This window comes from Anaerotignum sp. (assembly GCF_030625865.1).
Lineage (GTDB): Bacteria > Bacillota > Clostridia > Lachnospirales > Anaerotignaceae > Chakrabartyella.
Genome location: NZ_DAOUQB010000003.1, coordinates 47,915 through 72,018, shown reverse-complemented (window position 1 = coordinate 72,018; position 24,104 = coordinate 47,915). Strand labels below are relative to the sequence as shown.

General features: G+C 40.0%; 21 protein-coding genes. 4 read left to right on the top strand and 17 right to left on the bottom strand.

The window, feature by feature from the left end; translation table 11 throughout:
- Positions 1 to 52: 52 nt before the first annotated feature.
- From P9Q65_RS01780 to P9Q65_RS01755, 6 genes are all read right to left on the bottom strand, one after another.
- Complete coding sequence (locus P9Q65_RS01780; protein ID WP_304507370.1) at positions 53 to 2,455, bottom strand: Lon protease family protein; 2,403 nt, start codon at positions 2,453 to 2,455, stop codon at positions 53 to 55.
- A gap of 74 nt (positions 2,456 to 2,529) precedes the next feature.
- The gene (gene rimI / locus P9Q65_RS01775) at positions 2,530 to 3,009 is read right to left on the bottom strand and encodes a ribosomal protein S18-alanine N-acetyltransferase (RefSeq protein ID WP_304507369.1); all 480 of its coding nucleotides are present in this window, start codon (positions 3,007 to 3,009) and stop codon (positions 2,530 to 2,532) included.
- On the bottom strand, positions 3,002 to 3,718 hold the full coding sequence (gene tsaB, locus P9Q65_RS01770; protein WP_304507368.1) for a tRNA (adenosine(37)-N6)-threonylcarbamoyltransferase complex dimerization subunit type 1 TsaB: 717 nt from the start codon (positions 3,716 to 3,718) through the stop codon (positions 3,002 to 3,004). The genes rimI and tsaB overlap by 8 nt, the downstream gene beginning before the upstream one ends.
- The gene (gene tsaE / locus P9Q65_RS01765; RefSeq protein WP_304507367.1) at positions 3,715 to 4,152 is read right to left on the bottom strand and encodes a tRNA (adenosine(37)-N6)-threonylcarbamoyltransferase complex ATPase subunit type 1 TsaE; all 438 of its coding nucleotides are present in this window, start codon (positions 4,150 to 4,152) and stop codon (positions 3,715 to 3,717) included. The genes tsaB and tsaE overlap by 4 nt, the downstream gene beginning before the upstream one ends.
- Before the next feature lie 17 nt (positions 4,153 to 4,169).
- Complete coding sequence (locus P9Q65_RS01760; protein WP_304507366.1) at positions 4,170 to 6,200, bottom strand: hypothetical protein; 2,031 nt, start codon at positions 6,198 to 6,200, stop codon at positions 4,170 to 4,172.
- 27 nt (positions 6,201 to 6,227) lie between these two features.
- Positions 6,228 to 6,488 carry a hypothetical protein gene (locus P9Q65_RS01755; RefSeq protein ID WP_304507365.1) on the bottom strand — a complete coding sequence of 87 codons (261 nt, stop codon included), beginning with the start codon at positions 6,486 to 6,488 and terminating at the stop codon, positions 6,228 to 6,230.
- A 322-nt stretch (positions 6,489 to 6,810) separates the two neighbouring features.
- On the opposite strand from P9Q65_RS01755, the gene P9Q65_RS01750 reads away from it, so the two are divergent.
- Positions 6,811 to 7,815 carry a M23 family metallopeptidase gene (locus tag P9Q65_RS01750; protein ID WP_304507364.1) on the top strand — a complete coding sequence of 335 codons (1,005 nt, stop codon included), beginning with the start codon at positions 6,811 to 6,813 and terminating at the stop codon, positions 7,813 to 7,815.
- Positions 7,816 to 7,846: 31 nt separating this feature from the next.
- On the opposite strand, the gene P9Q65_RS01745 is transcribed toward P9Q65_RS01750, so the two are convergent.
- The 7 genes from P9Q65_RS01745 to P9Q65_RS01715 form a co-directional block, all read right to left on the bottom strand.
- Positions 7,847 to 8,761 carry a DMT family transporter gene (locus P9Q65_RS01745; protein WP_304507363.1) on the bottom strand — a complete coding sequence of 305 codons (915 nt, stop codon included), beginning with the start codon at positions 8,759 to 8,761 and terminating at the stop codon, positions 7,847 to 7,849.
- A 19-nt stretch (positions 8,762 to 8,780) separates the two neighbouring features.
- On the bottom strand, positions 8,781 to 12,449 hold the full coding sequence (gene addA, locus P9Q65_RS01740; protein WP_304507362.1) for a helicase-exonuclease AddAB subunit AddA: 3,669 nt from the start codon (positions 12,447 to 12,449) through the stop codon (positions 8,781 to 8,783).
- Positions 12,450 to 12,469: 20 nt separating this feature from the next.
- Positions 12,470 to 13,054 (bottom strand): hypothetical protein, encoded by a 585-nt coding sequence (locus P9Q65_RS01735; RefSeq protein WP_304507361.1) that lies wholly within the window; start codon positions 13,052 to 13,054, stop codon positions 12,470 to 12,472.
- 341 nt (positions 13,055 to 13,395) lie between these two features.
- Entirely contained in the window at positions 13,396 to 13,611 is a 216-nt protein-coding gene (locus tag P9Q65_RS01730) for a chorion class high-cysteine HCB protein 13 (protein WP_304507360.1), read from the bottom strand.
- Between the two features lie 139 nt (positions 13,612 to 13,750).
- Positions 13,751 to 14,020, bottom strand: a complete 270-nt coding sequence (locus P9Q65_RS01725; RefSeq protein WP_304507359.1) for a hypothetical protein — start codon at positions 14,018 to 14,020, stop codon at positions 13,751 to 13,753.
- 94 nt (positions 14,021 to 14,114) lie between these two features.
- On the bottom strand, positions 14,115 to 14,582 hold the full coding sequence (gene nrdR / locus P9Q65_RS01720; protein WP_304507358.1) for a transcriptional regulator NrdR: 468 nt from the start codon (positions 14,580 to 14,582) through the stop codon (positions 14,115 to 14,117).
- 77 nt (positions 14,583 to 14,659) lie between these two features.
- Positions 14,660 to 14,926 (bottom strand): YlmC/YmxH family sporulation protein, encoded by a 267-nt coding sequence (locus P9Q65_RS01715; protein WP_304507357.1) that lies wholly within the window; start codon positions 14,924 to 14,926, stop codon positions 14,660 to 14,662.
- A 246-nt stretch (positions 14,927 to 15,172) separates the two neighbouring features.
- On the opposite strand from P9Q65_RS01715, the gene P9Q65_RS01710 reads away from it, so the two are divergent.
- Both P9Q65_RS01710 and nrdG read left to right on the top strand, forming a co-directional pair.
- A complete protein-coding gene (locus P9Q65_RS01710) occupies positions 15,173 to 17,521 on the top strand; it encodes an anaerobic ribonucleoside triphosphate reductase (protein WP_304507356.1) in 2,349 nt (782 codons plus the stop codon).
- A gap of 4 nt (positions 17,522 to 17,525) precedes the next feature.
- Positions 17,526 to 18,035: an anaerobic ribonucleoside-triphosphate reductase activating protein gene (gene nrdG, locus P9Q65_RS01705; RefSeq protein ID WP_304507355.1), complete on the top strand. Its 510-nt coding sequence runs from the start codon at positions 17,526 to 17,528 to the stop codon at positions 18,033 to 18,035.
- Between the two features lie 102 nt (positions 18,036 to 18,137).
- On the opposite strand, the gene P9Q65_RS01700 is transcribed toward nrdG, so the two are convergent.
- Together P9Q65_RS01700 and P9Q65_RS01695 are read right to left on the bottom strand one after the other, a co-directional pair.
- Positions 18,138 to 20,099, bottom strand: coding sequence for a HAMP domain-containing sensor histidine kinase (locus tag P9Q65_RS01700; RefSeq protein WP_304507354.1), 1,962 nt, complete (start codon positions 20,097 to 20,099; stop codon positions 18,138 to 18,140).
- Complete coding sequence (locus tag P9Q65_RS01695; RefSeq protein WP_304507353.1) at positions 20,096 to 20,794, bottom strand: response regulator transcription factor; 699 nt, start codon at positions 20,792 to 20,794, stop codon at positions 20,096 to 20,098. Before P9Q65_RS01695 ends, P9Q65_RS01700 begins: the two co-directional genes overlap by 4 nt.
- Before the next feature lie 195 nt (positions 20,795 to 20,989).
- Here P9Q65_RS01695 and P9Q65_RS01690 point away from each other — a divergent pair, with 195 nt between their 5' ends.
- Positions 20,990 to 22,219: a glycosyltransferase family 2 protein gene (locus P9Q65_RS01690; RefSeq protein WP_304507352.1), complete on the top strand. Its 1,230-nt coding sequence runs from the start codon at positions 20,990 to 20,992 to the stop codon at positions 22,217 to 22,219.
- Positions 22,220 to 22,433: 214 nt separating this feature from the next.
- On the opposite strand, the gene P9Q65_RS01685 is transcribed toward P9Q65_RS01690, so the two are convergent.
- Together P9Q65_RS01685 and P9Q65_RS01680 are read right to left on the bottom strand one after the other, a co-directional pair.
- A complete protein-coding gene (locus tag P9Q65_RS01685; protein WP_304507351.1) occupies positions 22,434 to 23,582 on the bottom strand; it encodes a DUF2812 domain-containing protein in 1,149 nt (382 codons plus the stop codon).
- A gap of 93 nt (positions 23,583 to 23,675) precedes the next feature.
- Complete coding sequence (locus tag P9Q65_RS01680) at positions 23,676 to 24,101, bottom strand: Fur family transcriptional regulator (RefSeq protein WP_304507350.1); 426 nt, start codon at positions 24,099 to 24,101, stop codon at positions 23,676 to 23,678.
- Positions 24,102 to 24,104: the final 3 nt, after the last annotated feature.

Below are 24,104 nucleotides of genomic sequence, written 5' to 3'. Positions count from 1 at the left end.
TAATAAATTGAAAAACTCCTTCGCTTTTAAAAAATGCGAAGGAGTTTCTTATCTACTCTTTTTCTTTACTATTTGCCAGACGGTCAAATCTTCTTAATTTTTTCATGGCCAAACCATGGATACTATTTTCAGGATAATCTCCATTTTGATCTTTGTTGCCTGCCGGAATCCCCATTAAAAGTTCAATTCCTTCTTCGATGTGGCGAATGGGGTAAATATGGAATTCTCCGTTTTTCACCGATTCCACCACCTCATCTTTTAAAACCAAATCTTTTATATTAGCCGCAGGAATAATAACCCCTTGGGTTCCTGTCAGCCCACGCTTTCTACAAAGGTCATAAAAGCCCTCTATTTTATGGGTAACTCCCCCAATAGCCTGAATCTCACCCTTTTGATTTACAGAGCCTGTAACCGCCAAATCTTGGCGAATAGGAGCCTCCGAAAGGGATGAAAGGATACAGTAAAGTTCCGTACTGGAAGCACTGTCTCCATCAATCCCATTATAATTTTGTTCAAAGCAAATCCTGCACGAAAGAGACAACGGAAATTCTTGCGCATAGGTTTGCCCTAAAAATCCGTTAATAATCTGAACCCCTTTGTCATGAGTCTGACCACTTAAACGGGCTTCCTTTTCAATATTAATAATCCCCGACTTTCCTACATAAGTGGTAGCAGTAATACGGCTGGGGTTCCCAAATGCGTAACTGCCCATATCCAATACTGCCAAACCATTGATTTGCGCCACTTGGCTTCCTTGGGTATCAATCATAATCACATTTTCATCCAGCATCTCACCAAGCTTTTCTTCGTAAAGCTTCAATCTCTGTTCCTTTTCATAAATAGTCTTTTGGATGTGAGTCGCTGTGACCAATTTAGCATCCTCCTGTTTTGCCCAAGTTACGGCCTCACAAAGAATTTCTGCCATTTGATTAAAGCGTGTGGATAACTTATTTTGCCGCTCCACCAATCTTGATGAATACTCCACAATTGCACAAACAGCACTGGAATCGAAATCAATGGTTTTTTCCTGCTCTACGAATCTTTTTACAAATCTTGCCAGTTTCCACATATTCTCATTATTACGAGGCATTTCATAATCAAAATCAGCTTTAATTTTAAAGAATTTGTCGAACTCCTCATCGTATTCGCTTAACAGTTCATAATAATAATTACTACCAATCATAATCACCTTAATATCCGCGGGAATAGGCTCAGGCTTTAACGTGGGTGCTACCGTGGTTCCTAACTGGTCTCTGCTGCTGTCCATGTTAATTTCCTTGGTTTTTATCACCCGGCGCAAAGCCTCCCAAGCTTGGGGCATAGAAAGAATATCCTGTGCCTGCACAATAAAATAACCACCGATGGCTTTATGCAGTAAACCACCTTTGATCTTCATAAAATCTGTAGTTAAATTGCCAAACTCACTGTCATATTCCACCTCGCCGATTAAATTGGAATAGGTAGGATTAAAGGACACTACCACAGGCGCCCCTTCGCTCTTAGAATGATCTACAATTAAGTTTACTTTATATTTAAGCGTCACATCCTCTGCCGGTTTCTTCCCCAGCATAGGCAATAATGAGGACAGCCCCTCATCGCTTTCGTCTTCATCTTCATAAAACTGACCAAGGTTTTCTAAAACATCTTCCCGTACTTCGTTGATATACTCAATCACTCGTTTGTAATCCTGATATTTTTCCTGAATTCCGCTTATATGATGCCCAATGGCAAACATACCAACTTTATATTCAAGCTGCTCCAGCTCTTTTTTTGAAGCTTTATCCAGCTCTCTGATATCACGCATAATTGTGCCGGCTTTTTCCTGCACAACTTGAGAATTTTTCTCAATTTCATTTTTAATGGCCTCATCTAGCGCATCATATTCCTCTTCACCAATGGCATTTCCATTTACAATAGGCATAAAATATATCCCTGAATTGGTGGTCTTTACCTGAAAGTTATATTCCCCTGCCATTTTGCTCATTTCGTCCATCAACTCACTACGTTTTTCATCAAAAGAACGCAGTAAATCGTTTTTTTGCTTTTCATAATCCTCAGCACGAAATACCTTCTGAATTTCTGTTTTTAAAAGCTGAACAAGCTCGGACATATCCTCTTTAAATTGTCGACCCATGCCCTTTTCAAAACGCAATGCCAAGGGACTCCTTGGGTTTTGAAAGTTATATACATAACACCAATCTCTGGGAACAGGCTCTGTCGATGCCAATTTTTCCGTACTGGTTCTGGCATAAGTTGTTTTTCCGGTTCCCGAAGGTCCCGCCATATAAATATTATATCCTTTCATTTTTACCATCAAACCAAAATCAAAAGCACGCACAGCCCGCTCTTGACCGATAATTCCTTCCAAAGGCGAAATTTCGCCTGTTGTTTGAAACGAAAAATTTTCAGGGAAACAGCCGTTTTTCAGCTGTGAATATTTTAATTCCTGTGCCATCTTTCCTCTCCTCCTTTTAAAAATGCCGGCATATGGCGTTCATTTTTTAGATGCACCTTTTTGCCGACACCTTCTTATCCTTTATTACAATGTTCTTCATAATCCTCATAGATAGGATAATATTTCCACATGATTACGGCATCTTCGTGAGTATCAGCATAATAATTCTTCCGAATGCCCTCTGCACGAAAACCGTACTTGTAATACAATCGCTGGGCAGGCTCGTTGTTGATACGAACCTCTAGGGTAATCCCTATCATTTCTCTTTCTAAGGCCACTCTTTCCAGGTTTTCCATCAACAGATCCCCAATACCCTGTCTGCGATATTCCTGTAAAACCCCAACATTGGTAATATGCCCTTCAGTGATCACATGCCACATTCCCGCATAACCAACTACCTTTTCTCCATCCATGGCAACAAAATAAATTGCCATGGCATTCTCTTTTACTTCTCGTTCAAAATCCTTCCGGGTCCAAGGGATTGAAAACGTTGCTTCCTCCACCGCCAGAACTCCATCAATATGCTCTTCTTGCATCGGTACAATTTTAATCATTTTGTTTCCCCTCTCCCTGCAAGCGCGCTTCCCGTTCCCGCTCTGCCTGAGATTTTCTCAAGTAGACCAGTTCAAAAGCATTGCTGGCAACAGCCTTGCCTTCCCTCGCAAAAATCATCGCCAAAGCTGCAACCGAAGCTGCTCTTTGTAAAGAGCAGTGGGCAGGAGCAAAGATAAACTCAGAAGAAAGGGACAACTTCTCCCGGTGAACCGGTACACCGTCTCCCAAAAAAATAACCTTTTGTCCATAACCTTCCGCCATTCCCATCACTTCATCAATGCTTATCGCCATCATTTCCGTCAAACGGCATAATCTTCCGTTTTCCCAACGGTAAAAGGCAGTATAAACCTGACTGCGCCTTGCATCCATAATCGGACAAATAATTTTATCTGTTTCAAACACATTATATGCCAAAGCATCCAATGTGGGAACGGGAACAATCTCCTTCTTAAGGGCCAAAGCCAGCCCTTTTGCCGTTGCTGCACCAATACGCAGGCCCGTAAAGGAACCGGGGCCGTTCGTGCAGGCAATATAGTCAACCAATCCAAGCTTTGTTTCTGATTTTTCGCAAATTTCAGCGATCATGGGCATGATTGTTTGGCTATGGGTCAATTTATAATTCAAGGTAAACTCTGCGATCAGCTTGTCCCCTTCAACAATGGCCGCACCGGCAGTTTGCCCTGTTGTATCAATGGCTAATATTTTCATTTATCCTCCCCCTGACAAACAGTAATACGGCGGTAATCGTCGCCCTTGGCAAAATCCTTTTCTATGGTAATATAAACGGCATCCTTTGGCATTAAATCAGGAAATAACGCTGCCCATTCCACCAAGGAAACCCCTTCTCCATAGAAATAATCCTCATAGCCTGTATCATCCAATTCCTCTTCGCAGGAAATACGGTAAACATCAAAATGATAAAGGGGAATTCTTCCCACATATTCGTTTATGATGGTAAAGGTGGGGCTTGTTATATGCTCCGTAATACCCAAGCCCCTTGCAAACCCCTTAGTAAAAACAGTTTTTCCTACACCCAGATCCCCATCTAAGCAGTATACTTGGGCAGGCATGGCGTCCTGCCCCATTTTTTCACCAATGGCTTCTGTTTCTTGGGGAGAAAAGGTTTCCCAAACTTTTTTCATACATTTCAACCTCATTTTCAATACATATAAATTGCTGTCACACCGGAATCCACCATGCGTGTGGTTTTTCCATCATAATAATATAACTCTCCAACTTCCTTCTGAATGTCATAATTCTTTATATAAGCAAGCTTTCCGTTTTCTTTGTATTGGAAACTGAAAACATCCTGGTCAATTTCTTGTTTCTCTTTTCCATCAAACTTGATTAGCGTCCCATTGCCTGTTGTGGTATCAAGATCCGCCAAATAATACATTTCTTCACTATCTTCTGAAAAATAGACCCCTGCTGCACTCTGGGCTAACTCTTGCGTTTCTTTCCCATTATAAAGCCCTAAGCTGCCTAAGCCGCCGTTATAATTGTAATAGTACACCAAATCTTCACTATTTCCCAAAAAGCCCATGGATTCCACGCCCTTTTGTACTTCCACAGCATCACCTTTGCCGCCAAGTTTTTCTACCATCAGCACATTATCACCGGTGTTCTCATCCTGAACAAAGTAAGCGGCAACCTTGCCGTCGTTGGAAACCTGAGCTGAAGTAGGTATCACATTCTTTTTCTGTAAAGTATACACATTGCCGGTCTTATCTGCAATAAATACTTGTTTTTCACCATACATTAAATCTGAATAATAGGAATACAAAGCCTCATCAAAAGAATGGATTTCGGATAATTTCACCGGCTTTGGCGCTTCCATGGAATATCCGATAAGGAATCCACTTTTTCCTTCCAAAGATGCAGCGGAAATTACATTTTCCCGAACCTTTGTCTTTCCGGCAGACGTTAATACATAGCAATCCTGGAAAATGGGATCCATGCCCTTCTCATCATTCATTTTGTTTCGCATTTCTTCAATTTCAGCCTGACGTTTTTCGTCATATGCGGAAAGATCCGTAATGTCATCCTCAATTAACTGGTCAAAAGAAGTATCTTCCGCTCTCATGGCACAATAAAAAACATCCTGATTGTTAGGCATTAACTCCGCATAAGTAACCTGCTCGGCAACCAATTGAGGTTCTTCTCCCGGAACGAATTGGAAAAGCTGATAAGCGTCTGCCTGCTGCTCTAAATAATAAGTAATGTTTGTTTTTTCCGCTATAAAATCCAAAACAACAGAATCGGATAGCTTTACAGGCGCTTCCTCCCCAATCACATAAGCATAAAAGGATGCTGCATCGTTATTACTCTTTTTGTATAAAACATAAGAACTGTCTTCACTTAGGTCATATGCCCCGTTTTGTTGCAAAATATCGTTGGCAATCAATTGACTTTGTTCATCTTTGTATAGATATAAATCTATTTTATCGCCATTTTTAACCAAATAAACACACTCTGTTCCATTCTCGCTGCTAACATAGTGAAATACATTTTCTGCAATCAAAATAGATGCCGCATCTTTATTTTTGATATCTTTATAATATAAACTGCCAACACCGTCTTCATTAATTCCCACGATATAGTATAATTCCTCATTATCTTCTGAAGCACTTGCACCCCATGCAGAATAGTAATAATTATATTCGCCGCCATCACTAATGCTGTCATTTACTAGGTAGGGGTCATTTTTTAAGTCAAACACATATAAACCGTTATCCTTTGCATACGTTACAGCAATGTCCGCCGTCTTCCAAAGACCTCCTCCTGTAGTATGCCAGCAGAAAGCCAAAAAACCTGCAAAAGCAAGCAATCCCAAAAGAACTTTCCACCAAACGGCACCACCTTTGGTTTGGTTAGCCTCTTCTTTTTCCACATCTACAATAGAATTATCCACATTGTCCACAGGTTCATCCACAATGTGAGGACAGTCATCTTCTAAATTTCCACAGGTTTCCACAGGCTTCATTTCTGCTTCCACAGAGTTATTCACAGGTTCTTCCTGTGTATCCACAGATTCATCCACATTTTTAAAAATATTTTCCTCTGATTCTTTCTTTATCACCATTTTGTCTACAGATTCTTCGGATTCATCCACACCACTTTCCACATTTTCTATTTCTTTGTCCACAGAAGTATCTGGCCACTCCTGCTCTTCCTTTCTCTTATCCTCCAATGTAATAGCCTCCTTAAAATAATTTTTTTAAAAATAACGCTCCTTGACAATCAACCCAGCCCTAATCCCCACTTTTGTCCATCTAAAAACGCCCTTTTTCCTTTTCCCCAAAAGAGGCATCAGACTTTGTTCCTGCCTTTTTTCTAACTTATATTTTTTCGTTAGTTTCTTTTGTTTTCTTTTTTTAAATAACCGCTCTCTTAGTAACGAAAAAGCTCCCTTTCCCGCCTTTAAAAACATAAATCCAGTTTTTCCGTATTGTATCATTTTTTTGGGTTCCAGATTCATAAAATCAGCCCCTTCCTCCGTAATAAATGATAGATAACCCTCTTATATTACAGTTTTTTCAATTTCATGAAAACGGACAAGTAACACTTAATTCATGCATTTTTCCCTAGTAAAAAAAATTAAAAAAAATATCCTTTTTTGCATCTTCAAAAATGCTCTGTTGACCTTTCACATCATACCATATTTTGTTACCCATATAAAGCAAATCAATAATTATTAACTAATTATTAACTAATTTGAATATTTAATGAAATAATTATTTACAATTGCCATATTTTACACTATAATATCAACATATTAACTTATAAGAAAGGATAATTCGATGGAACCCAACGAAAATTTATCTTTAAATACGGAACCGACAAAACACTTTTTATCTCTCCATATTTCCCATAACGGGGCTCACAAAGCATTTCATTTGAAAAAAAAGCAAACATTGGCAATCTGTATTGCTGCCTGCGTGTGCATTGGCGGCTCTGCCATTACCATAGGTTCATACTTCAACGCCAAAAATAAACTGCTTGCATCCCAGCAGGAATTGCAAGAAGTAGAGCGCACGAACCGAAAATTAGAACAAAATTCAAAAGCTTTGCAAAGCGAAAATAATAATTATAACGAAAACATTGAGGATTTGCAAAATAAAGCCGCTGAATTAGAACAAAAAATCAACGAATTGGAAGATGTAAAAAATAACCTGAATGACCAACTGAATAACCTTAGCACAAATGACAGTGCTTCTGCAGAAATATACAACGCCGTTGCCAGTTGTTTTGAGGAAACAAAACCCGAAACAGCAAATTTCACCCCTATTGTAACCACTTCTTTCAATAAGGTTACCTCCCTGGCGGTACAGCTGGATCGTATTGATTGTCACTTGAATGAAGCAGGAACATCTTTTAACGAAGTAGCAAGCAATGTTACCGAAACTTTATCTGCATATAGTGATATCCCCAGTGGACTGCCTGTCAAGGGATATATTTCCTCCGGCTTTAATCCCAACGGGCTTTCTTCCATCAGTGACGGCAGAGTGCATAATGGGTTGGACATCTCCACTCGCAGCAAAATTCTTCCTATCACTGCAACTGCTGCAGGCACAGTGACTGAAGCAGACTATCGTGACGATTATGGCTATTATGTATTAATCAGCCATGGAAATGGCTTTGTTACACGTTATGCCCATAATACAGAAAATTTGGTATCTGTGGGAGATGTAGTCAAAAAGGGCGATGTTATTGCAACAACCGGTTCTACCGGGCAAGCAACGGGAATCCACTGCCACTATGAAGTAATATTAAACGGAGTTTTCCAAGACCCTATGGATTTTTAATAAACCAAAAGGATGGCCTAAGCCATCCTTTTTATTGTTCTTCCCTTGTTTCCAGTGTTTCTTCAATTTCTACTGCCTCCGGCATTTTTCCCATATTCATAAGCACAACAGCCCCCACAACCAATAAAATGCCTCCAATTTTTGAAACGGTAATGCTTTCCTTGAAAACAACAATCCCCAAAATCGCTGCAACCACAGGTTCAATGGTGGCCGTCACCGAGGCCTTGCTGGCAGGTAATTTGCTTAACCCCTTTGTATAACATAAATATGGCACAACCGTAGTCATTACAGCAAAAACAATATTGAGCGGCCATTGTCCCTTCTCTGTGATTTTCTGTACAACGTGAATGGGATTTACACAAAATGACATAAACACGGAAGCAAGTAAAAAAGTGTAAAATGAAATCGTCAGGGAATTGTATTCTCTGCGCAAGGCAAAAGTACCAAAAATACTATAGAGGGCATAACCAATTGCAGATCCCATCCCTGCCAAAAGCCCTAAGGGCGTTATCATAATCCTTCCCCCAAAAACTCCCGTCACCAAAGCGCATCCACACAATGTCATAAGCAAAACAACACCCTTACGCTTTGTCATCTTTTCTTTAAATAAAATAATGGATAACAGCATAACAATGGTAGGTGCCGTATATAGCAACACAGCAGCAACACCGATGCTGATCATATTAATTGCTTTTAAATAGCACCAGCTGAAAAAGGTAAAACTAAGTATCCCTGTACCCACAAAATAAAAGAGATCTCCTTTCTTTTTTAGGCGAAAGCTCTTTTTATCTTTCACAAAAAGGAGTACAAACAAGAAAATGGCACTCACTATCCCTTTAATAAACAGCATTTCCATTTCTGTAAATCCAAACTTGGTAATTGCCTTTGTAAATATGCCAATTAATCCCCAGCATACACCGGCAATAATAATCCATAAATAAGCCATAGCGAAATCACCTCTTAACCTATAATAAAATCTCCCGCCCCATAGCAAAAGAATAAAGATAAATCTCTGTCACCGTCTTGCCCAAAGCCTGCTCTAAAGCCCGCTTATATAGCTGTAATTGGGTTTTATAGCGATTACGCAATACCTCCTCATGATAAACTCTGTCACTTTTATAATCCAGAAGGATAACATTCTCCCCCTCTGTAAAATAACAGTCAATGATACCGTTTAATAATACCGTGTCCTCTACATTTTTATAGGCTTCGTCCAAAAAAAGCTCATTTGCAGAAACAAGCATAGCAAAAGAACGCTCCTTTTCCACTACTTCTCCCTTTCTTATACGTTCTGCCAATGGGGAGGCAAAGAAATTTAACAATTCGTCCTTTCTTAGTGCCGTAGCTTCCTTTTCAGAAAGCTTCCCTTTATCAATCATTTCCTCTATTAATTCATTAAATTTTTCTTCATCATATATCATACGAAAATCCGCACTTTCCATCACTGCGTGCATTGCCGTACCGATTTCTGCCGCTGTCAAAGGACGCTCTTCTTTTACGTCTTGAGGAAGCTTAAAGTCTATCTCAGGATAAATTTTCTCTCCCGTAATTTCTTCCATATTCCTTCTCTTTACTTCGGAAATGGACAGCTTCGAGGGAAGCTCCGTTGCTGCCATATGGGGATACTGCCAATTTAACAAAGAAAAAATCACATCTTTTTTCCCACTAAAATCTTCATCCATATTCCAATCTGCAAACTGATTTTCCTGTTCCTGAGCCTCTTCTTTTTCTTCCACCGCCCGCAAAAGAATGTCTCCTCTTCTTTTTAATAGAAATGTCCAAAAAGATGGTTCATGGGGAAATAATTCTAAATCCCTGGGACGTTCAAATTGCTCACTGATCCATTTTGCACTGGGATGACGCATCAGGGCAGGCATAATCCAGTCCAAATAGCTTTTAGCCCGCCTTAAACGAAATATAGGTAAACGGTCTTCTTTGCCCTCAGCCATACCTGCCCATTTCCCTACGGATTTTTCTAAATCCTTTATCGTCCCCGTTAAAATCAGCTTTTCCTTTGCTCTGGTTAAAGCAACATAAAGGACCCTCAGCTCCTCCGACAAATTTTCCAGACGAATCACCTCAGCCAGAGCCGTCTTTGATAAAGTACGATATACTGCTCTGCGTTCTAAATTCTTATAGTCCATCCCAAAGCCCCACTCTTGATGGGTTAGCACTGCCGCCCTTACATCCATTTCATTAAATTGCTTTCCCGTATCTGCCACAAAAACAACGGGGAATTCCAGCCCCTTACTCTTATGAATGGTCAGCACTCTAATCAAGTTTGCCCCTTCACCCTGCAATTTCGCTGATGCAGACTCTGCCTCCGTTGTTTTCATATCCTCCACATAACGAATGAAGAAAAAAAGTCCTTTAAGGCTCCCCTTTTCAAATTGCTCCGCCTTCTCCAGCAGCAACCTAAGGTTTGCCTGGCGTAACCCGCCTCCTGGTGTCATGCCCACATAATCATAATAACCGCTTTCGTCATAGAGATAGCGTAACAATTCATGAAGGGTCAACTCCTTCACCCGGTTTCGCCATTTTGTCAAATCCTTGAGAAAGTCTTGGAGCTTTTCCTTTAATTTCTCATCTTCTCCTTGACTCAAATATCCTTCTATACAATCAAAAAACAATCCGTTACCACCAATCAATCGCATTTGCATTAATTCATCGGCAGTAAGACCGTACAGAGGGGAATGAAGCAAAGAAAGTAATGGGATATCCTGCCTTGGGTTATCCAAAAGTCTCAAAAGATTCAAAATCGTGTCCACCTCGGGTACATCATAATAACCCTCTGCGGTCTCTGCATAGTAAGGAAGCCCTGCTTGTCCAAAAACATCATCCAGAACTCCACCCCAATTCTTCATACTGCGCATTAAGATTGCAATGTCTCCATACTCCAGAGGGCGATAATCTCCGCTTTCCTTATCCACTACACAATACCCCTCTGCCATCATCTCTTTGATTCTGTCAGAAATTGCCATAGCTTCCAGCTGACGGCGGCTTAAATCCTCCAGTTCCTCCATGTTTTCTTCTAAAACACTCTGGCTTTCTATTAAAATGACTTCATTCTCTCCCCCATGACGTTCTTGGGTATCCGAAAAAACAGCTCCCGGATATAACGCAACTTCATCATTGTAATCTATATCACCAAATTCCAAAGACATAAGCTGGCGGAACAAAAAATTAATCCCATCCAATACATTTTTACGGCTTCTAAAGTTTTTGGCAAGTATAATTTTCCGACATTTTCCCCCCTCATTTGTAGAGTATGTCTGATATTTTTCGTTAAATAGTTGGGGCATCGCCAATCGAAACCGATAAATGCTCTGCTTTACATCCCCAACCATAAAACGATTATTTTTCCCCTTGCTCTCACCGGAAACTGCGGCCAATATCATTTCCTGAACCATATTACTATCCTGATATTCGTCAATCATAATTTCATCATAACGTTTTTGTACTTCTTCAGCAGCAGCAGTAGGAATAACATGATGCACGGAACTTCCTTTTTCCACTAAAATTTGCAAGCAAAAGTGCTCATAATCATGAAAATCAATCATGAGCTTCTCTTTTTTTGCTTCAAGAAAGCGAGAAATAAAACCACGAACCAACTCTGCCAAACCCTTTGCCACAGGGTATAGAGAGCGAAGCAGCTCACTTTGCATCTCCTGGCTAAAGCAAAAATATGTGTCTCCAAGCTTATTTCGTACATCCTTTGCCTCATTGCGCAAGGCTTTAATTTCCTCAGCCAGCTCTTTTTCCTCTCCACGGTAAGCAGGCAATCTTGAAAACTCCGTTTGGATAAACGCCATATGCCACTGGGCATATCCCAATGACAAAGCTTCCTCCAGTTCCTCCATAGCTTGGGCTTCCCTCTCTAGGCATTCCAGATAGGCTTCAAAACCCGAAGTGGAAGACGCAAGTCTCATGGCTTTTTCCAGTAGATATTTGGCAAAGGTTACATTTCCTCTGATTCCCTCCCGTATCAAGTCAATCCACATGCAAGAATCCACCGTTTCACTATCATCCAGCGCAAACTGCTCTGCCATTTTTTCTAATAGACCTACGGGGTCAGGATACCCTTGAGCAAAATGATACAGCTGTAATACTAAGTCCTTCAGCCTTGTGTCCCTTGTCTCTTCTGCGAAGGTTTCCAACAACCGAAAAAATCCTGTCTCTTGGTTTTGATAAAGCTCCTCAAAGTAATCCTCCAAGACCTCTTGCTGTAACAGCTTGATCTCGCCGGGATCTCCCGTTCTTACAGCAGGATCTATATCTAAAAGATGATAATACTCACGGATGATTTGCAAACAAAAGGAGTGTATGGTTTTTATATCTGCACGAGCAAGGAGTGTTAGCTGATTTTGCAAATGCAAGTTTTGGGGTTCCTGCTCCAACTTCTTTGCAATGGCTGCCCCAATTCTTTGGCTCATTTCCGATGCTGCCGCTTTCGTGAAGGTTACAACCAATAATCTATCAATATCCACGGGAGGATCATCCGTTGTGATTCGTCTGATAATACGCTCCACCAATACCGCGGTTTTTCCGCTGCCGGCAGCCGCCGAAACCAAAAGATCACAGTTTCTTGTTTCAATTGCCTGTAATTGCTCTTTCGTCCATCTGCTTTCCCCCATGGATATTCATCCTTCCAAATTTATTGCCCCATGGCTCGTTCCATACGAACATGAAAAGGAACGTATCCGGTAAACGACCCCATAAAGCTACTATAGGAATTATACCAGAAGTTTCCGATGAAAGCGAATGAAAATGCAGAAAGTACCTTATCACCAAAAATATACCTTGCCGTTGTTTTTATGAATAGGTCTTGAAAACCTGCTTGATAAAGAAATGCACATCTTTGCAGAATATCAGCCATTTCTTTCTCATTTTCCGTTAATTCATATACCTGAAACAAATTATCTTTCATATCATCCCATGATAATTCTTTTTTTCGCCTTCTCACCATCCGTATTGTATGGTGAATTCCCGCCAGCTTAAAAAAGCGAGTCATTGCCGTTTCATCCAAACGGTCAAGATTACTTTTAAAATAATTGCACTCCATGGCTGTTTCCAAAAATATTTCATACCCATCAGCGGCAGTACTCTCTGTGCATTGTACATAAAAAGCACTGTAAAATTGATTTTCTAATTTATATGCTCTATCTAAAAAATAAATTTTGCAATATTCAATTAACACTCTACAGCGTTCATCTTTTTTTAAATTCTGTTCTAACACCATGAAAACTCCCTTCAACAAATACTATTTCTTTTATTGTAAAGGATCAGTGCCTATCATGCCTTATTTTTTGTCCGCAAAAAAAGAAAGGCTTCCCCAAAAATCGGGAAAGCCTAAAGGTGCAGACATCATCTACACCTTTAAAAGTGCCCTTTTCGTCAAACTCCTTTCGTGAGCATAACGAAAAAGCCGAAGTGTTTCCTCATATAATGTGATCAATCATTTATCATTGCTTTAGCCAATTAAAATGAAGAAACCCCTCTTTCGTTACAATCTTGCCGCTACAAAAACATAACTAACTGCTTTTAGCCTTTTACAGTAAAAGCTCTTTTTCGCACTCTGAATTAGCAAGCGCCGCAGTTGTTAAGTTGGTTGCCACAGCCACAGCCGCCAATGCCACCGCCACAGCAGCACAACAAAATCAAAATCCATAAGCAAGAATCGTTGCCGCAGCCGCCACAGCCGCCGCCACAGCCACCAAAGCCGTTTCCACAGCAGCACAACAAAATCAAAATCCATAAACAAGAATCATTGCCACATCCACAACCAAATCCATTCATACTAAAATACCTCCTTAAGTAAATATGTTTTGCTTACATTTTTATCCTATGAGATATTTTGTAAAATATTGCCTGTCTATGTTTATTCTTTTTTCTTTCTTAATCATACAAAACTCGGGAAACAGGGAAACAAGCTTAATTAGGGCATGATTAAGTCATTCACGTTTACCTCAACGGTAAAACCACCCATTTCATCGGCAAGGCTTACCAAAAGCAGCTTTTCGTGGTCTAAAAAATACAACACATGGGTCATATTCCCCTGTTCCCCAAATAAAATTAGTTCATCTTTTGTTTTTTTGCCGCAAAAAGAAATTTCCACTCCTGCTGTTTTATATTTTTCGCCAACCAACTTGGCCGCTTTTTCTCCCATTACTGTCCAGCCAACTAACGCCTTCACCTTTTTTTCCATCTTAAGCCTCCCATCATAATTTTGCAAAAAAGTTCCCTCTGAGCATATCGCCCAAAGGGATTTCATCTTTTATGTCAAATCAATTGAAAAAGCATTATAAAATACCACGCTTTTCACTGAGCATTTTTTGAAGCTCATCTATAAATGTATTGATATCTTTAAACTGACGATATACGGATGCGAAACGAACATATGCAACTTCATCCAATTCCTTTAAGCGATCCATAACCATGTTACCAATCACTTTGCTCTCCACTTCTCTTTCCCCGCCGCCAATGAGAGTATTCTCCACATCGTCAACCAATTCTTCAATTTGCCTTGCTGTAACCGGACGTTTATTGCAAGATTTCATAATACCGCCCATAAGTTTTGTCTTATCGAATATCTCTCTTGTGCCATCCCGCTTAATTACAGTAATGGGGATCATGTCTATTCTCTCGTAAGTAGTAAAACGTTTTCCGCAGCTTTCACAAAGACGACGGCGACGAATAACCGCACTATCATCCTGCGCTCTGGAATCAATTACTTTCGTATCTGCATAGTTGCAAAAAGGACATTTCAAAATGGTATCCCCCTTTTTCGGTATTCTTTCCTTCTCGAAAATAATTATACGGCAAAAACCCCCAGTTGGTCAAGGTTTCATTCGTCTGTAATCAAAACCTCCTCTGCATCTACTTCCACTAAAATAATATCATCCCCAATGCGCTTAATACATCGCCATGGCACAAAAAAAAGACGTTCCTTACAAAAAAAATTCCATCTGGCACCATCCTCCGGAATAATCAGCGTACAAATTTTTCCACTTATTAAATCAATCTCCAAATCACATACAAACCCCAACCGCCTTCCATCGCAAATGTTGATAACCTCTTTTTCCCTCAGGCTCGAAAACCGCTCCCATTTCATGGATTTTGTCTCTCCTTTCTGCAGCTTTTATAACAGTTTATGCCCCAGCATTGTGAAATTCACCAAATTTCATTTTTTCAATAAATTCTCTTGACGGTAATTCCGGAAAGGTCTACAATATGTATGAATAATATTTTCCAAAAAACTATATGTTGTGTTTTGTCGATTTTAAATTTCTGTTCAGGCATATACTGGGTCTGTCAAAAAAAGGCAAATACAATGGCTATTTGAAAGGGGCATAAAAATATGATCACAACCATTAAAAAGCGTGACGGCAGAACGGTTTATTTCGACATTAATAAAATCGCCAACGCAATTGAAAAAGCATTTGAAGCAACGGTAGGCACAAAAGATTATGGTATTTGCTTGAACCTTGCGCAGGAAATATCCGAAGGTTTTGCCGCAGATAATATTACTTCCCCTACGGTTGAACAAATTCAAGATATGGTAGAAAAAGTGCTTATTGATCATGGATATGTCCGTACAGCAAAAGCCTACATCTTGTATCGTGCGGAACGTACCCGCGTACGCAACATGAATGATAGATTAATGAAAACTTTCGAAGATATTACCTATAAAGAAGCAAATGACAGTGATATAAAAAGAGAAAATGCCAATATTGACGGGAATACCGCCATGGGTTCCATGCTAAAATACGGCTCCGAAGGCGCAAAACATTTTTATGAATGCTACGTTTTGAATCCCGCCCATTCCGAAGCCCACAGAAATGGAGATATCCATATTCATGATTTGGATTTCTATACTCTCACAACAACCTGTTGCCAAATTGACCTCCAAAAATTATTTCAAGGCGGCTTCTCCACAGGCCATGGCGTTTTAAGAGAGCCTAACGATATCGCCAGTTATGCTTCCTTGGCATGTATTGCTATTCAATCTAATCAAAATGATCAACATGGCGGTCAATCCGTACCAAACTTTGATCGTGATCTTGCTCCCGGTGTCATTAAAACCTATAAAAAACGTTATCGTTCTAACTTTTCTTCTATTTTGGAAGTAATGGACAGCCCCGAAATGGGAAAAATGGCATTAGATAACTTTGCAAAATTGGAAGAAAAGGGATTGTATCCTACCCTTGACTCAAATCATGTGTTTGACAAAGCAGAAGAAGAAATATTCATGCAGTCAGGGGTATCCCCTGAAATGTACAAAAAAGTGAAGGATTTTACATCCAAAAAATCTACGGAAGAAACAGATAAGGCAACCTATCAAGCCATGGAAGCCCTCCTTCACAACTTAAATACCATGCACAGCCGTGCAGGGGCACAAACCCCCTTCTCCTCTATCAATTACGGTATGGATACCTCTACAGAGGCACGGATGGTCATGAAAAATATGCTTTTGGTAACGGAAGCAGGGCTGGGAAATGGAGAAACAGCCATCTTCCCCATCCAGATTTTCCGTGTTAAGGAAGGCGTTAACTTTAATCCCGGCGAACCAAACTACGATTTATTCAAATTAGCTTGCCGTGTAAGTGCAAAACGCCTATTTCCCAACTTTTCCTTCCAAGATGCAAGCTATAACCTGAAATATTATAAAGAAGGACACCCTGAAACGGAAATTGCTTATATGGGATGTAGAACCAGAGTCATGGGAAACGTTTATGATCCTGCGCAGGAAATCACCCCTGGGCGTGGCAATCTGAGCTTTACCAGCATCAACCTTCCTCGCATTGCCATCCTTGCCAATAAGAATATTGATTGGTTCTTTAAAGAACTGGACAGTAAAATTGATTTAGTTATTGCTCAGCTTATGGAACGCTTTGAAATTCAGGCAAAGAAAAAAGTACATAACTATCCTTTTCTTATGGGAGAAGGTGTTTGGATTGGCAGCGATAAATTAAACCCCTACGATGAAGTTCGGGAAGTAATAAAACATGGCACACTATCCATAGGCTTTATCGGCCTGGCAGAAACCTTAAAGGCCCTCATTGGTGTTCATCATGGGGAAAGTGAAATCGCACAAAACCTGGGTATCGACATCATAAGTCACATGCGGAACCGTTTGGATGATTACTCTAAAAAAACAGGCATGAACATAACCCTGCTTGGCACACCGGCAGAAGGCCTTTCCGGAAGATTTGTCCGCATGGACCGTGAAAGGTTTGGTTCCATTGAAGGGGTTACGGATAAGGAATATTACACAAACAGTTTCCATATTCCCGTTTACTACCCCATCAGTGCCTTTAAAAAGATCCAATTGGAGGCACCCTACCATGCCCTCACCAATGCTGGTCATATTACTTATGTGGAACTTGACGGGGATCCCAGCAAAAATTTGGATGCCTTTGAAAAAGTGATCCGCTATATGAAAGCTCAAAATATTGGGTACGGTTCCATTAATCACCCCATTGACCGTGATCCCATTTGTGGCTATAACGGTATCATCGGAGATACCTGCCCCAAATGTGGTAGAAAAGAAGATGATGGTGTTGTGGGCTTCCAACGGATTCGTCGAATCACCGGATATTTGGTAGGAACCCTGGATCGTTTCAACAATGCAAAACGTGCCGAGGTTGCAGACAGAGTAAAGCATTCCTTAGTTACCGATGTAAAAATTAATGCAAAGAAGGGCTGATTTAATGGAAATCAAACTCAGTGGTGTGGTAAATGATTCTATTGTGGATGGTCCGGGAATACGGCTAACCGTTTTTACACAAGGCTGTCCTCATCATTGTCCGGGTTGTCATAATCCTCAGACCCATGATCCTGAAGAGGGGTATACCGGAGATACTGATCTCATTCTGTCCGCTTTGGCCGAAAATCCTCTGCTGGATGGCCTTACTCTTTCGGGAGGAGAACCTCTGGATCAGCCCATCCCATGTACCTATATGGCAGAAGGCGCAAAAAAGCTGGGGCTGAATGTTTGGGCATACACAGGATATCTTTGGGAGAATCTTATAGAAAACGGAAATGCCGATATTCTTCGGCTTTTAAACCAAATTGATGTTTTAATTGACGGACCTTTTCTCCTAGAACAACGTTCTTTGGAACTACAGTTTTGTGGCAGTAAAAACCAACGGCTCATAGACGTAAAAAAATCCCTTGCAACGGGAAATATTGTTCTTTGGGAACCGGAAAACATTATATAAACTGCGCTGAACACATATTCCATAATTTGGAAAATTAATATCCTCAACCAAAAAAATCCCCACCTGTATTTTTTCGTTACAGCGTGGGGATTTTTCCCTGTTTTATTTATTTTTCTCCTCTTTATTTTCTTCCAATTGTTCCGTTTTTGCCCCAGCGGCCTCTGATGTTTCCTCTTCTTCTTGCACTTGCGGCGCAGGTTCCTTTGCTGATGGATACTGCACAAAGGCTTTAAATAAATCCCCCTCTATGGAAAGGGTAAACTTTCCTTTTTGGAGTTCCACTAAACTACGGGCAATATTTAACCCCAGTCCACTTCCTTCTGTGGAACGAGAGCTATCCCCTCGCACAAAGCGTTCCATCAATTCATCAGGCGCAATATTCAGCTGTTCTCTCGATGTATTTTTCATAGAAATAATTGCTGAATTCCCTTTTTTTGAAATTGAAATATAAACCCTTGTGCCAGTCTGGGAATATTTACATGCGTTGCTCAAAAGATTGCTCAATACACGCCACGTTAAATTGCCATCAACCATACCAAAAACCGGCTCCTGGGTGGTAATAATCACTTCCAACTTTGCTTTTTCCAGCTTTTCTTCATATTCAGCCACCGCCTGATGCACCAATTCACAAAGATCCGTTGGTGCCAAGTGTGCAGAAATATTACCTGTGGATGCTTTCGATGCCTCAACCAAGTCTTCCGTGAGTTTTTTCAATCTTCTGGATTGGCGATCCAAAACCTCCAAATACCCTTGTGCCTTTCCTGTTAGTTCTTCTTTTTTTAGTAAGTCAACATAATTAATAATGGAGGTTAATGGCGTTTTAATATCGTGAGATACATTGGTAATTAACTCTGTTTTTAATCTTTCGCTTTTCATTTTCTGTTCCATAGCAATGGTTGCACCCTTTGATAGGCTATTTAAATTACTTCCATGTCTTCGGAAAGATCGAAACATCCTAGAGGTATCCACCTTATAATCCAAATTACCGTTTGCCAATTGCTCCCCCGCCTTTTTCAACTTTTGCAGTTGGTTTGCCACCGAAAGAACAAGAACCAAAATAATACAGTTCACAATGAAAACTGTTCCGTTATTATTGGAATTGGCAAAGTAAAATAGCGAAATCAAAAACCATGCCACGGCATATTTCCATGTCATTGGCAAAGCGGTAATGGTATCCCTTATGGTAGTAAATACTGCCCCCATAAATTTCCATCCAATTCGAAAAACCCAATAAGTGATTGAATTTCTCCACCATTTTCCCATTTTCAGCCGCGTTGCAGTGGTCATCATAACTGCAATTGCCAATACAACAAAGTAAACTAATCCCGCAAAAAGAAATACAAAGTCACTAAAACTATCATAAGGATACATTGCATTTGTTCCCATAGCGGGAATTGATATTAGCGCTAAAATTAAGCCAAAATATATCTCCAATGGAATACGGTCTTGAAGATTCGGAATAATCTCCTCAGATTTCCCCCTATGTCCCGCAGCGCAAAGCAAATAAATAAGAATAGCAAAAAATGTTAATATGCTTGCCAATGCTACCACTAGAATCAACATTCGAAAAGAATAAATAAATTCATATAGCCTATAGGATAGCCAATAATCATCGGAAGCTGTCAAAGGAGCTTTCACGTATGCCCGAAGGCTAACATTAACGGGCTCATCATAATCAATCCATTCCCCATCCCCATTATACTCTCCATAGGTATAGAATGAATAGCTTTCCGACTGACCTACCGCTTGAGGTACATTCCCTTCGGCAATCTTCTCACCATCTAAGGTAAGAATCTCATATCCAAAGTTTACATTTTCTTTTCCCGACCATTCCTCTAGCTGGGGAGGGCGATAGTTATACATATCCATAGCCTGATCGGCATACTGATCGGTGATCCACTCACACCATGGCGTTTCATAATAGGAACGCGCATCGCCGCTATAGAAGCCGCTTTCTCCTCCCACAAATACGGCAGTTACGCTAATGAAACTCAAAACTCCCGAGATAACGGCAAGAAATAAGGCCAGTACTTTAAACCCAAGATTATGGGTGACCTTTGTCATTCTTTCGCCTCCTTTTCAACCTTGTAGCCAAGCCCCCATACCACCTTTAAATACCGTGGTTCAGAGGGATTGATTTCAATTTTTTCTCGCAGATGACGAATATGTACCGCTACAACACTGCCGGAGCCATAAGCATCTTCATTCCAAATTTGCTCATAAATTTGTGTGGATGAGAAAACACGTCCTGGATTTTCCATAAGAAGTTTTAAAATATTGTATTCGCTGGGAGTCAAGGATACCGCTTCGCCGTCTACAGAAACCGTTTTGGCTTCATCATCTAAATCAATGCCTCCAATGACCAAATGGGAAGCTTTTTTCGCCATACCGCCTAATGAGGTATATCGTCTTAGCTGAGAGCGTACCCGTGCCATCACTTCTATGGGATTAAAGGGTTTGGTAATATAATCATCTGCACCAATATTCAATCCAAGAATTTTATCGCTGTCTTCACTCTTTGCTGTTAAAAGGATAATGGGGATATTGGAGGACTCCCGAAGCTTCGCCGTAGCTGATATCCCATCCATCTGGGGCATCATAATATCCATCAGAATCAAGTGAATATCATTATTCTGTACCACCTGCAAAGCTTCTTTCCCTGTATAAGCAGTAAAAATCTTATAATTCTCCGTAGAAAGATATATTGACAGCGCAGAAACGATGTCTTTCTCATCATCACAAATCAAAATATTGTACATGCTGTACACCTCCGTCATTCTGTAATTTCATTTTATAAAAAAGCCCTTAAGAATCCATCTCGAAAATAATTAATTTTCCCTTAAGATTCATTTTTTCGCTTTTATTAAGATTTTTGTTAAGTTCTTCTTAAAATATATACCCTATATTTGTTGAAGACAATAAAAAATTGTAATTTCCGAAAGGTGGTAAAAAAAGTGGAAGAATTACTATGGATCGCAGTTATCATTGGAGTGCTTCTAAAGCTAATCAGCTTATATTTTGGCGGGATTGCCTGCTTTGCTTTCAAAAAAGAAATACAGTATCCTTCCGCAAAAAAAATGCGTCGCTTCGCAGTCATCACGGCAGCCAGAAACGAAGAATCTGTAATTGGTGATTTTGTCGAAAGCATACAAAAACAAAATTACCCCTATGAACTGTTCGATGTATTTGTTATCCCCAATAACTGTACCGACAATACAGAGCGTGCTGCAAAAGCTTACGGCGCAGAGATCATTCACTGTCCCTTTCCCGTAAAATGTAAAGGAGATGCCTTACATCAAGCCCTTATGCAATTGCAGAAAAAAGGCTACGATGCTTTTTGCGTCTTTGATTCTGATAACATTGTAAAATCCGATTTTTTACTTAAAATGAACGATGCCTTTGATGCAGGCGCAAAGGTTGCAAAAGGCCGCCAATTAGCAAGCAATCCCCATGCTTCTTGGGTTTCCGGTTGTTATAATCTTTATTTTAATCTTTTCCATCTGTTTTTCAATAAAGCAAGGGGTGCCTGTGGTCTTTCCGCAAAATTGGTCGGTACAGGCTTTGCTGTTGATAAAGACACTCTGAAAAAACTTGGTGGATGGAATACCATAACCATCGCCGAGGATGCGGAATTTTCAGCCCAATGTGCACTTTTGGGCGAGCGTGTATGGTGGGTACCCGATGCCATCACCTATGACGAACAGCCCACCTCATTTCGAGTATCCTTATTACAACGTCGTCGTTGGTGCAGCGGAATTATGCAAGTTGGGAAACTGCACCTGAAAAATCTGGTTAAACGCCTTCGTAAACCAAACAGAGCCTATGCCGCAGATTTTTCCATGTTTCTGATGAGTGCCTTCGCCCAAGCTTTTTCCATCATTCCCCTCAGCCTGACTTTTATGGCAGCTGTTCTTGATGGAAAAGAAGGAATTTTTAATTTCATACAGGTAATGGGCCTTTACTTTATGCTTTATTATATCATAATGTGTGTCTTAGCTGCATTACTTACAATCTATCAAGAAAAAAGGAGCATTCCAAGGGAAATGTATGGCGCGATTTTTTTATTCCCCATTTTTATGATATCATGGATTCCACTGCAAGTAATTAGTCTGTTTCGAGAAACAAGCAACTGGGCAGAAATTCGTCATAACGGTAAAAATAAGGATACCATACCTACAACATAAGTCATAATCCATTATATCTATCAAAAATTTCCTAAACAAAAGCGACAGATATAAAATCTGTCGCTTCAGACTGTCGAAAAACTTATTTTATAAAACGGAAGGGCTTGGGAAACTTTTTGTTTCCCAAGTAGAATCCGCAGGATGAGCTTTGCCCATCCGAGAAAAATAGAGCGTTTCAAGACCTTTTGGTCGCAGGAACACATCTATTTGCCAGTTAAGAATCTATCGATTGAAAAATATCAGAAAACTCATCTATATGGGAAAGAATGTCTGCATCTCCTTGATATCTAATCCCTAGAACCTTATTCCCCTTTAATAAGAAAATATTTGTTTTGCCTGACTCCTGCTCAATCCATGCCTGATCCACATTCTCCTGCTCCATAGGGGTTGTATCATAGTATTCCATCATTCCCTGAAGTGCCTTATTCCCTAAGGCTTCATATCTTAGCTCAATATAAGACAATTCTAGATGAACCTCATCTCTTTCCTGTTCCCCATCAGAATGATAGATTGTTTTTCCTTCTTGTTCAATTTCATAATGAACGGGCGTCAAAAAGGTTGTATAGGTACTGATATATGTATAATCATTATAATAGTTCCGATCTGCGCCTGTTATTTCTATCTCCGCCAGGGTTACATAGGAAAACGGCAGGGCATCTTCAGAAAGTTCAACAGCAAAGTTATCCTCATAATACACTGAAATAAGGGGGAAAAGCATCATAACAAAAACAAGAATTTGCACCAATGTCTCCGCACGTACCCACTTCGTTGTAGGTATATAGGGGGAATCAGCTTCTTCACCCATATTGATGCTTTCCAACTTTCTATTGATAAGAACATAGGCACGATATTCCCGAATGGCTGCCATAACATTTAACATCGTGGCAAGAAAATAAACATAGCTGGTATCCACATCTCTTCCCATGATATAATCGTCCAATTTCAAATAAAAGAGCCAAAACTGAAATCCCGTAAAAAAAGTAAAAGCCAAAACTGCTAAAATCATACTATTGCGCTTTTTCCTCTTTAAGCCCTCATAAATACGTTGTTCTTCCTCTTTTGAGAAAGGGACAGGCTTTGGATATTCAGCATCGTTGGAAAATACATAAAAGGCTTTTCCCAGTGTGGCAATATACTTCCATCCATCTTCCTCAAAAAGCTCTTTCATTTCGCTTGAGGGTTTCTCTTCCTCATCTTCTATAGGAATCAAACGATATTTTATTTTTTGACAATATTCATCTTGAAACACTGCTTTCTTACCCGAAAAGGAGTCTAATATCAGTCCTTCTTCAGCCATTTGAGACAGCCATTGTTCCATGGTCACCGTATCATACAAATGAACGGGAATAATCCGCTTTTCCATGGAAAACCTCCTTAAAATTACAAATAATAGCATATTGACTATATCAGCATATCCAAATTTTGTCAACAAAACAAGAAGGTTAATCCTAAGGGATTAACCTTCTTTATTTTTTCTTCTGCAATTTCCGCAAACACCGTAAAGAATCAGCTGCTCACAGTTTACTTGAAAATCCAATTCATCCTCTACTTTTTTATGAATCTCTGTTAATTCATCCAAATATAAATCTTGCACCTTGCCACACTGGACACAAACCGTATGAGGATGGCACTTTACAACAGCATCATAACGAGAACTGCCTTCACCCACATTCAGCTCCTGCACTAACCCAAGTTGCTTAAAATAATCTAAGGTTTTATAAACCGTAGCTAAGCTCATCGTTGGATTTGTAGGCTCTAATGCTTTATAGATGGTTTCCGCATTGGGATGCTCCGTGGTATTTAAAAGCATGTTATACACTGCAATACGCTGCGGTGTTACCTTTAGTCCTTTTTCTTTTAAAATTTGCGCAGTTTCTTTCATAAG

What these genes read in the sequence shown, in the direction of transcription:
- P9Q65_RS01755 (WP_304507365.1), bottom strand. Translation starts at nt 6,488, where the DNA reads ATGAATCTGGAACCCAAAAAAATGATACAATACGGAAAAACTGGATTT.
- rimI (WP_304507369.1), bottom strand. Translation starts at nt 3,009, where the DNA reads ATGATTAAAATTGTACCGATGCAAGAAGAGCATATTGATGGAGTTCTG.
- P9Q65_RS01750 (WP_304507364.1), top strand. Translation starts at nt 6,811, where the DNA reads ATGGAACCCAACGAAAATTTATCTTTAAATACGGAACCGACAAAACAC.
- P9Q65_RS01715 (WP_304507357.1), bottom strand. Translation starts at nt 14,926, where the DNA reads ATGAAATGGGAGCGGTTTTCGAGCCTGAGGGAAAAAGAGGTTATCAAC.
- P9Q65_RS01710 (WP_304507356.1), top strand. Translation starts at nt 15,173, where the DNA reads ATGATCACAACCATTAAAAAGCGTGACGGCAGAACGGTTTATTTCGAC.
- P9Q65_RS01680 (WP_304507350.1), bottom strand. Translation starts at nt 24,101, where the DNA reads ATGAAAGAAACTGCGCAAATTTTAAAAGAAAAAGGACTAAAGGTAACA.
- P9Q65_RS01730 (WP_304507360.1), bottom strand. Translation starts at nt 13,611, where the DNA reads ATGAATGGATTTGGTTGTGGATGTGGCAATGATTCTTGTTTATGGATT.
- P9Q65_RS01745 (WP_304507363.1), bottom strand. Translation starts at nt 8,761, where the DNA reads ATGGCTTATTTATGGATTATTATTGCCGGTGTATGCTGGGGATTAATT.
- tsaB (WP_304507368.1), bottom strand. Translation starts at nt 3,718, where the DNA reads ATGAAAATATTAGCCATTGATACAACAGGGCAAACTGCCGGTGCGGCC.
- P9Q65_RS01695 (WP_304507353.1), bottom strand. Translation starts at nt 20,794, where the DNA reads ATGTACAATATTTTGATTTGTGATGATGAGAAAGACATCGTTTCTGCG.
- P9Q65_RS01700 (WP_304507354.1), bottom strand. Translation starts at nt 20,099, where the DNA reads ATGACAAAGGTCACCCATAATCTTGGGTTTAAAGTACTGGCCTTATTT.
- tsaE (WP_304507367.1), bottom strand. Translation starts at nt 4,152, where the DNA reads ATGAAAAAAGTTTGGGAAACCTTTTCTCCCCAAGAAACAGAAGCCATT.
- P9Q65_RS01735 (WP_304507361.1), bottom strand. Translation starts at nt 13,054, where the DNA reads ATGGTGTTAGAACAGAATTTAAAAAAAGATGAACGCTGTAGAGTGTTA.
- P9Q65_RS01685 (WP_304507351.1), bottom strand. Translation starts at nt 23,582, where the DNA reads ATGGAAAAGCGGATTATTCCCGTTCATTTGTATGATACGGTGACCATG.
- P9Q65_RS01780 (WP_304507370.1), bottom strand. Translation starts at nt 2,455, where the DNA reads ATGGCACAGGAATTAAAATATTCACAGCTGAAAAACGGCTGTTTCCCT.
- nrdG (WP_304507355.1), top strand. Translation starts at nt 17,526, where the DNA reads ATGGAAATCAAACTCAGTGGTGTGGTAAATGATTCTATTGTGGATGGT.
- addA (WP_304507362.1), bottom strand. Translation starts at nt 12,449, where the DNA reads ATGGGGGAAAGCAGATGGACGAAAGAGCAATTACAGGCAATTGAAACA.
- P9Q65_RS01725 (WP_304507359.1), bottom strand. Translation starts at nt 14,020, where the DNA reads ATGGAAAAAAAGGTGAAGGCGTTAGTTGGCTGGACAGTAATGGGAGAA.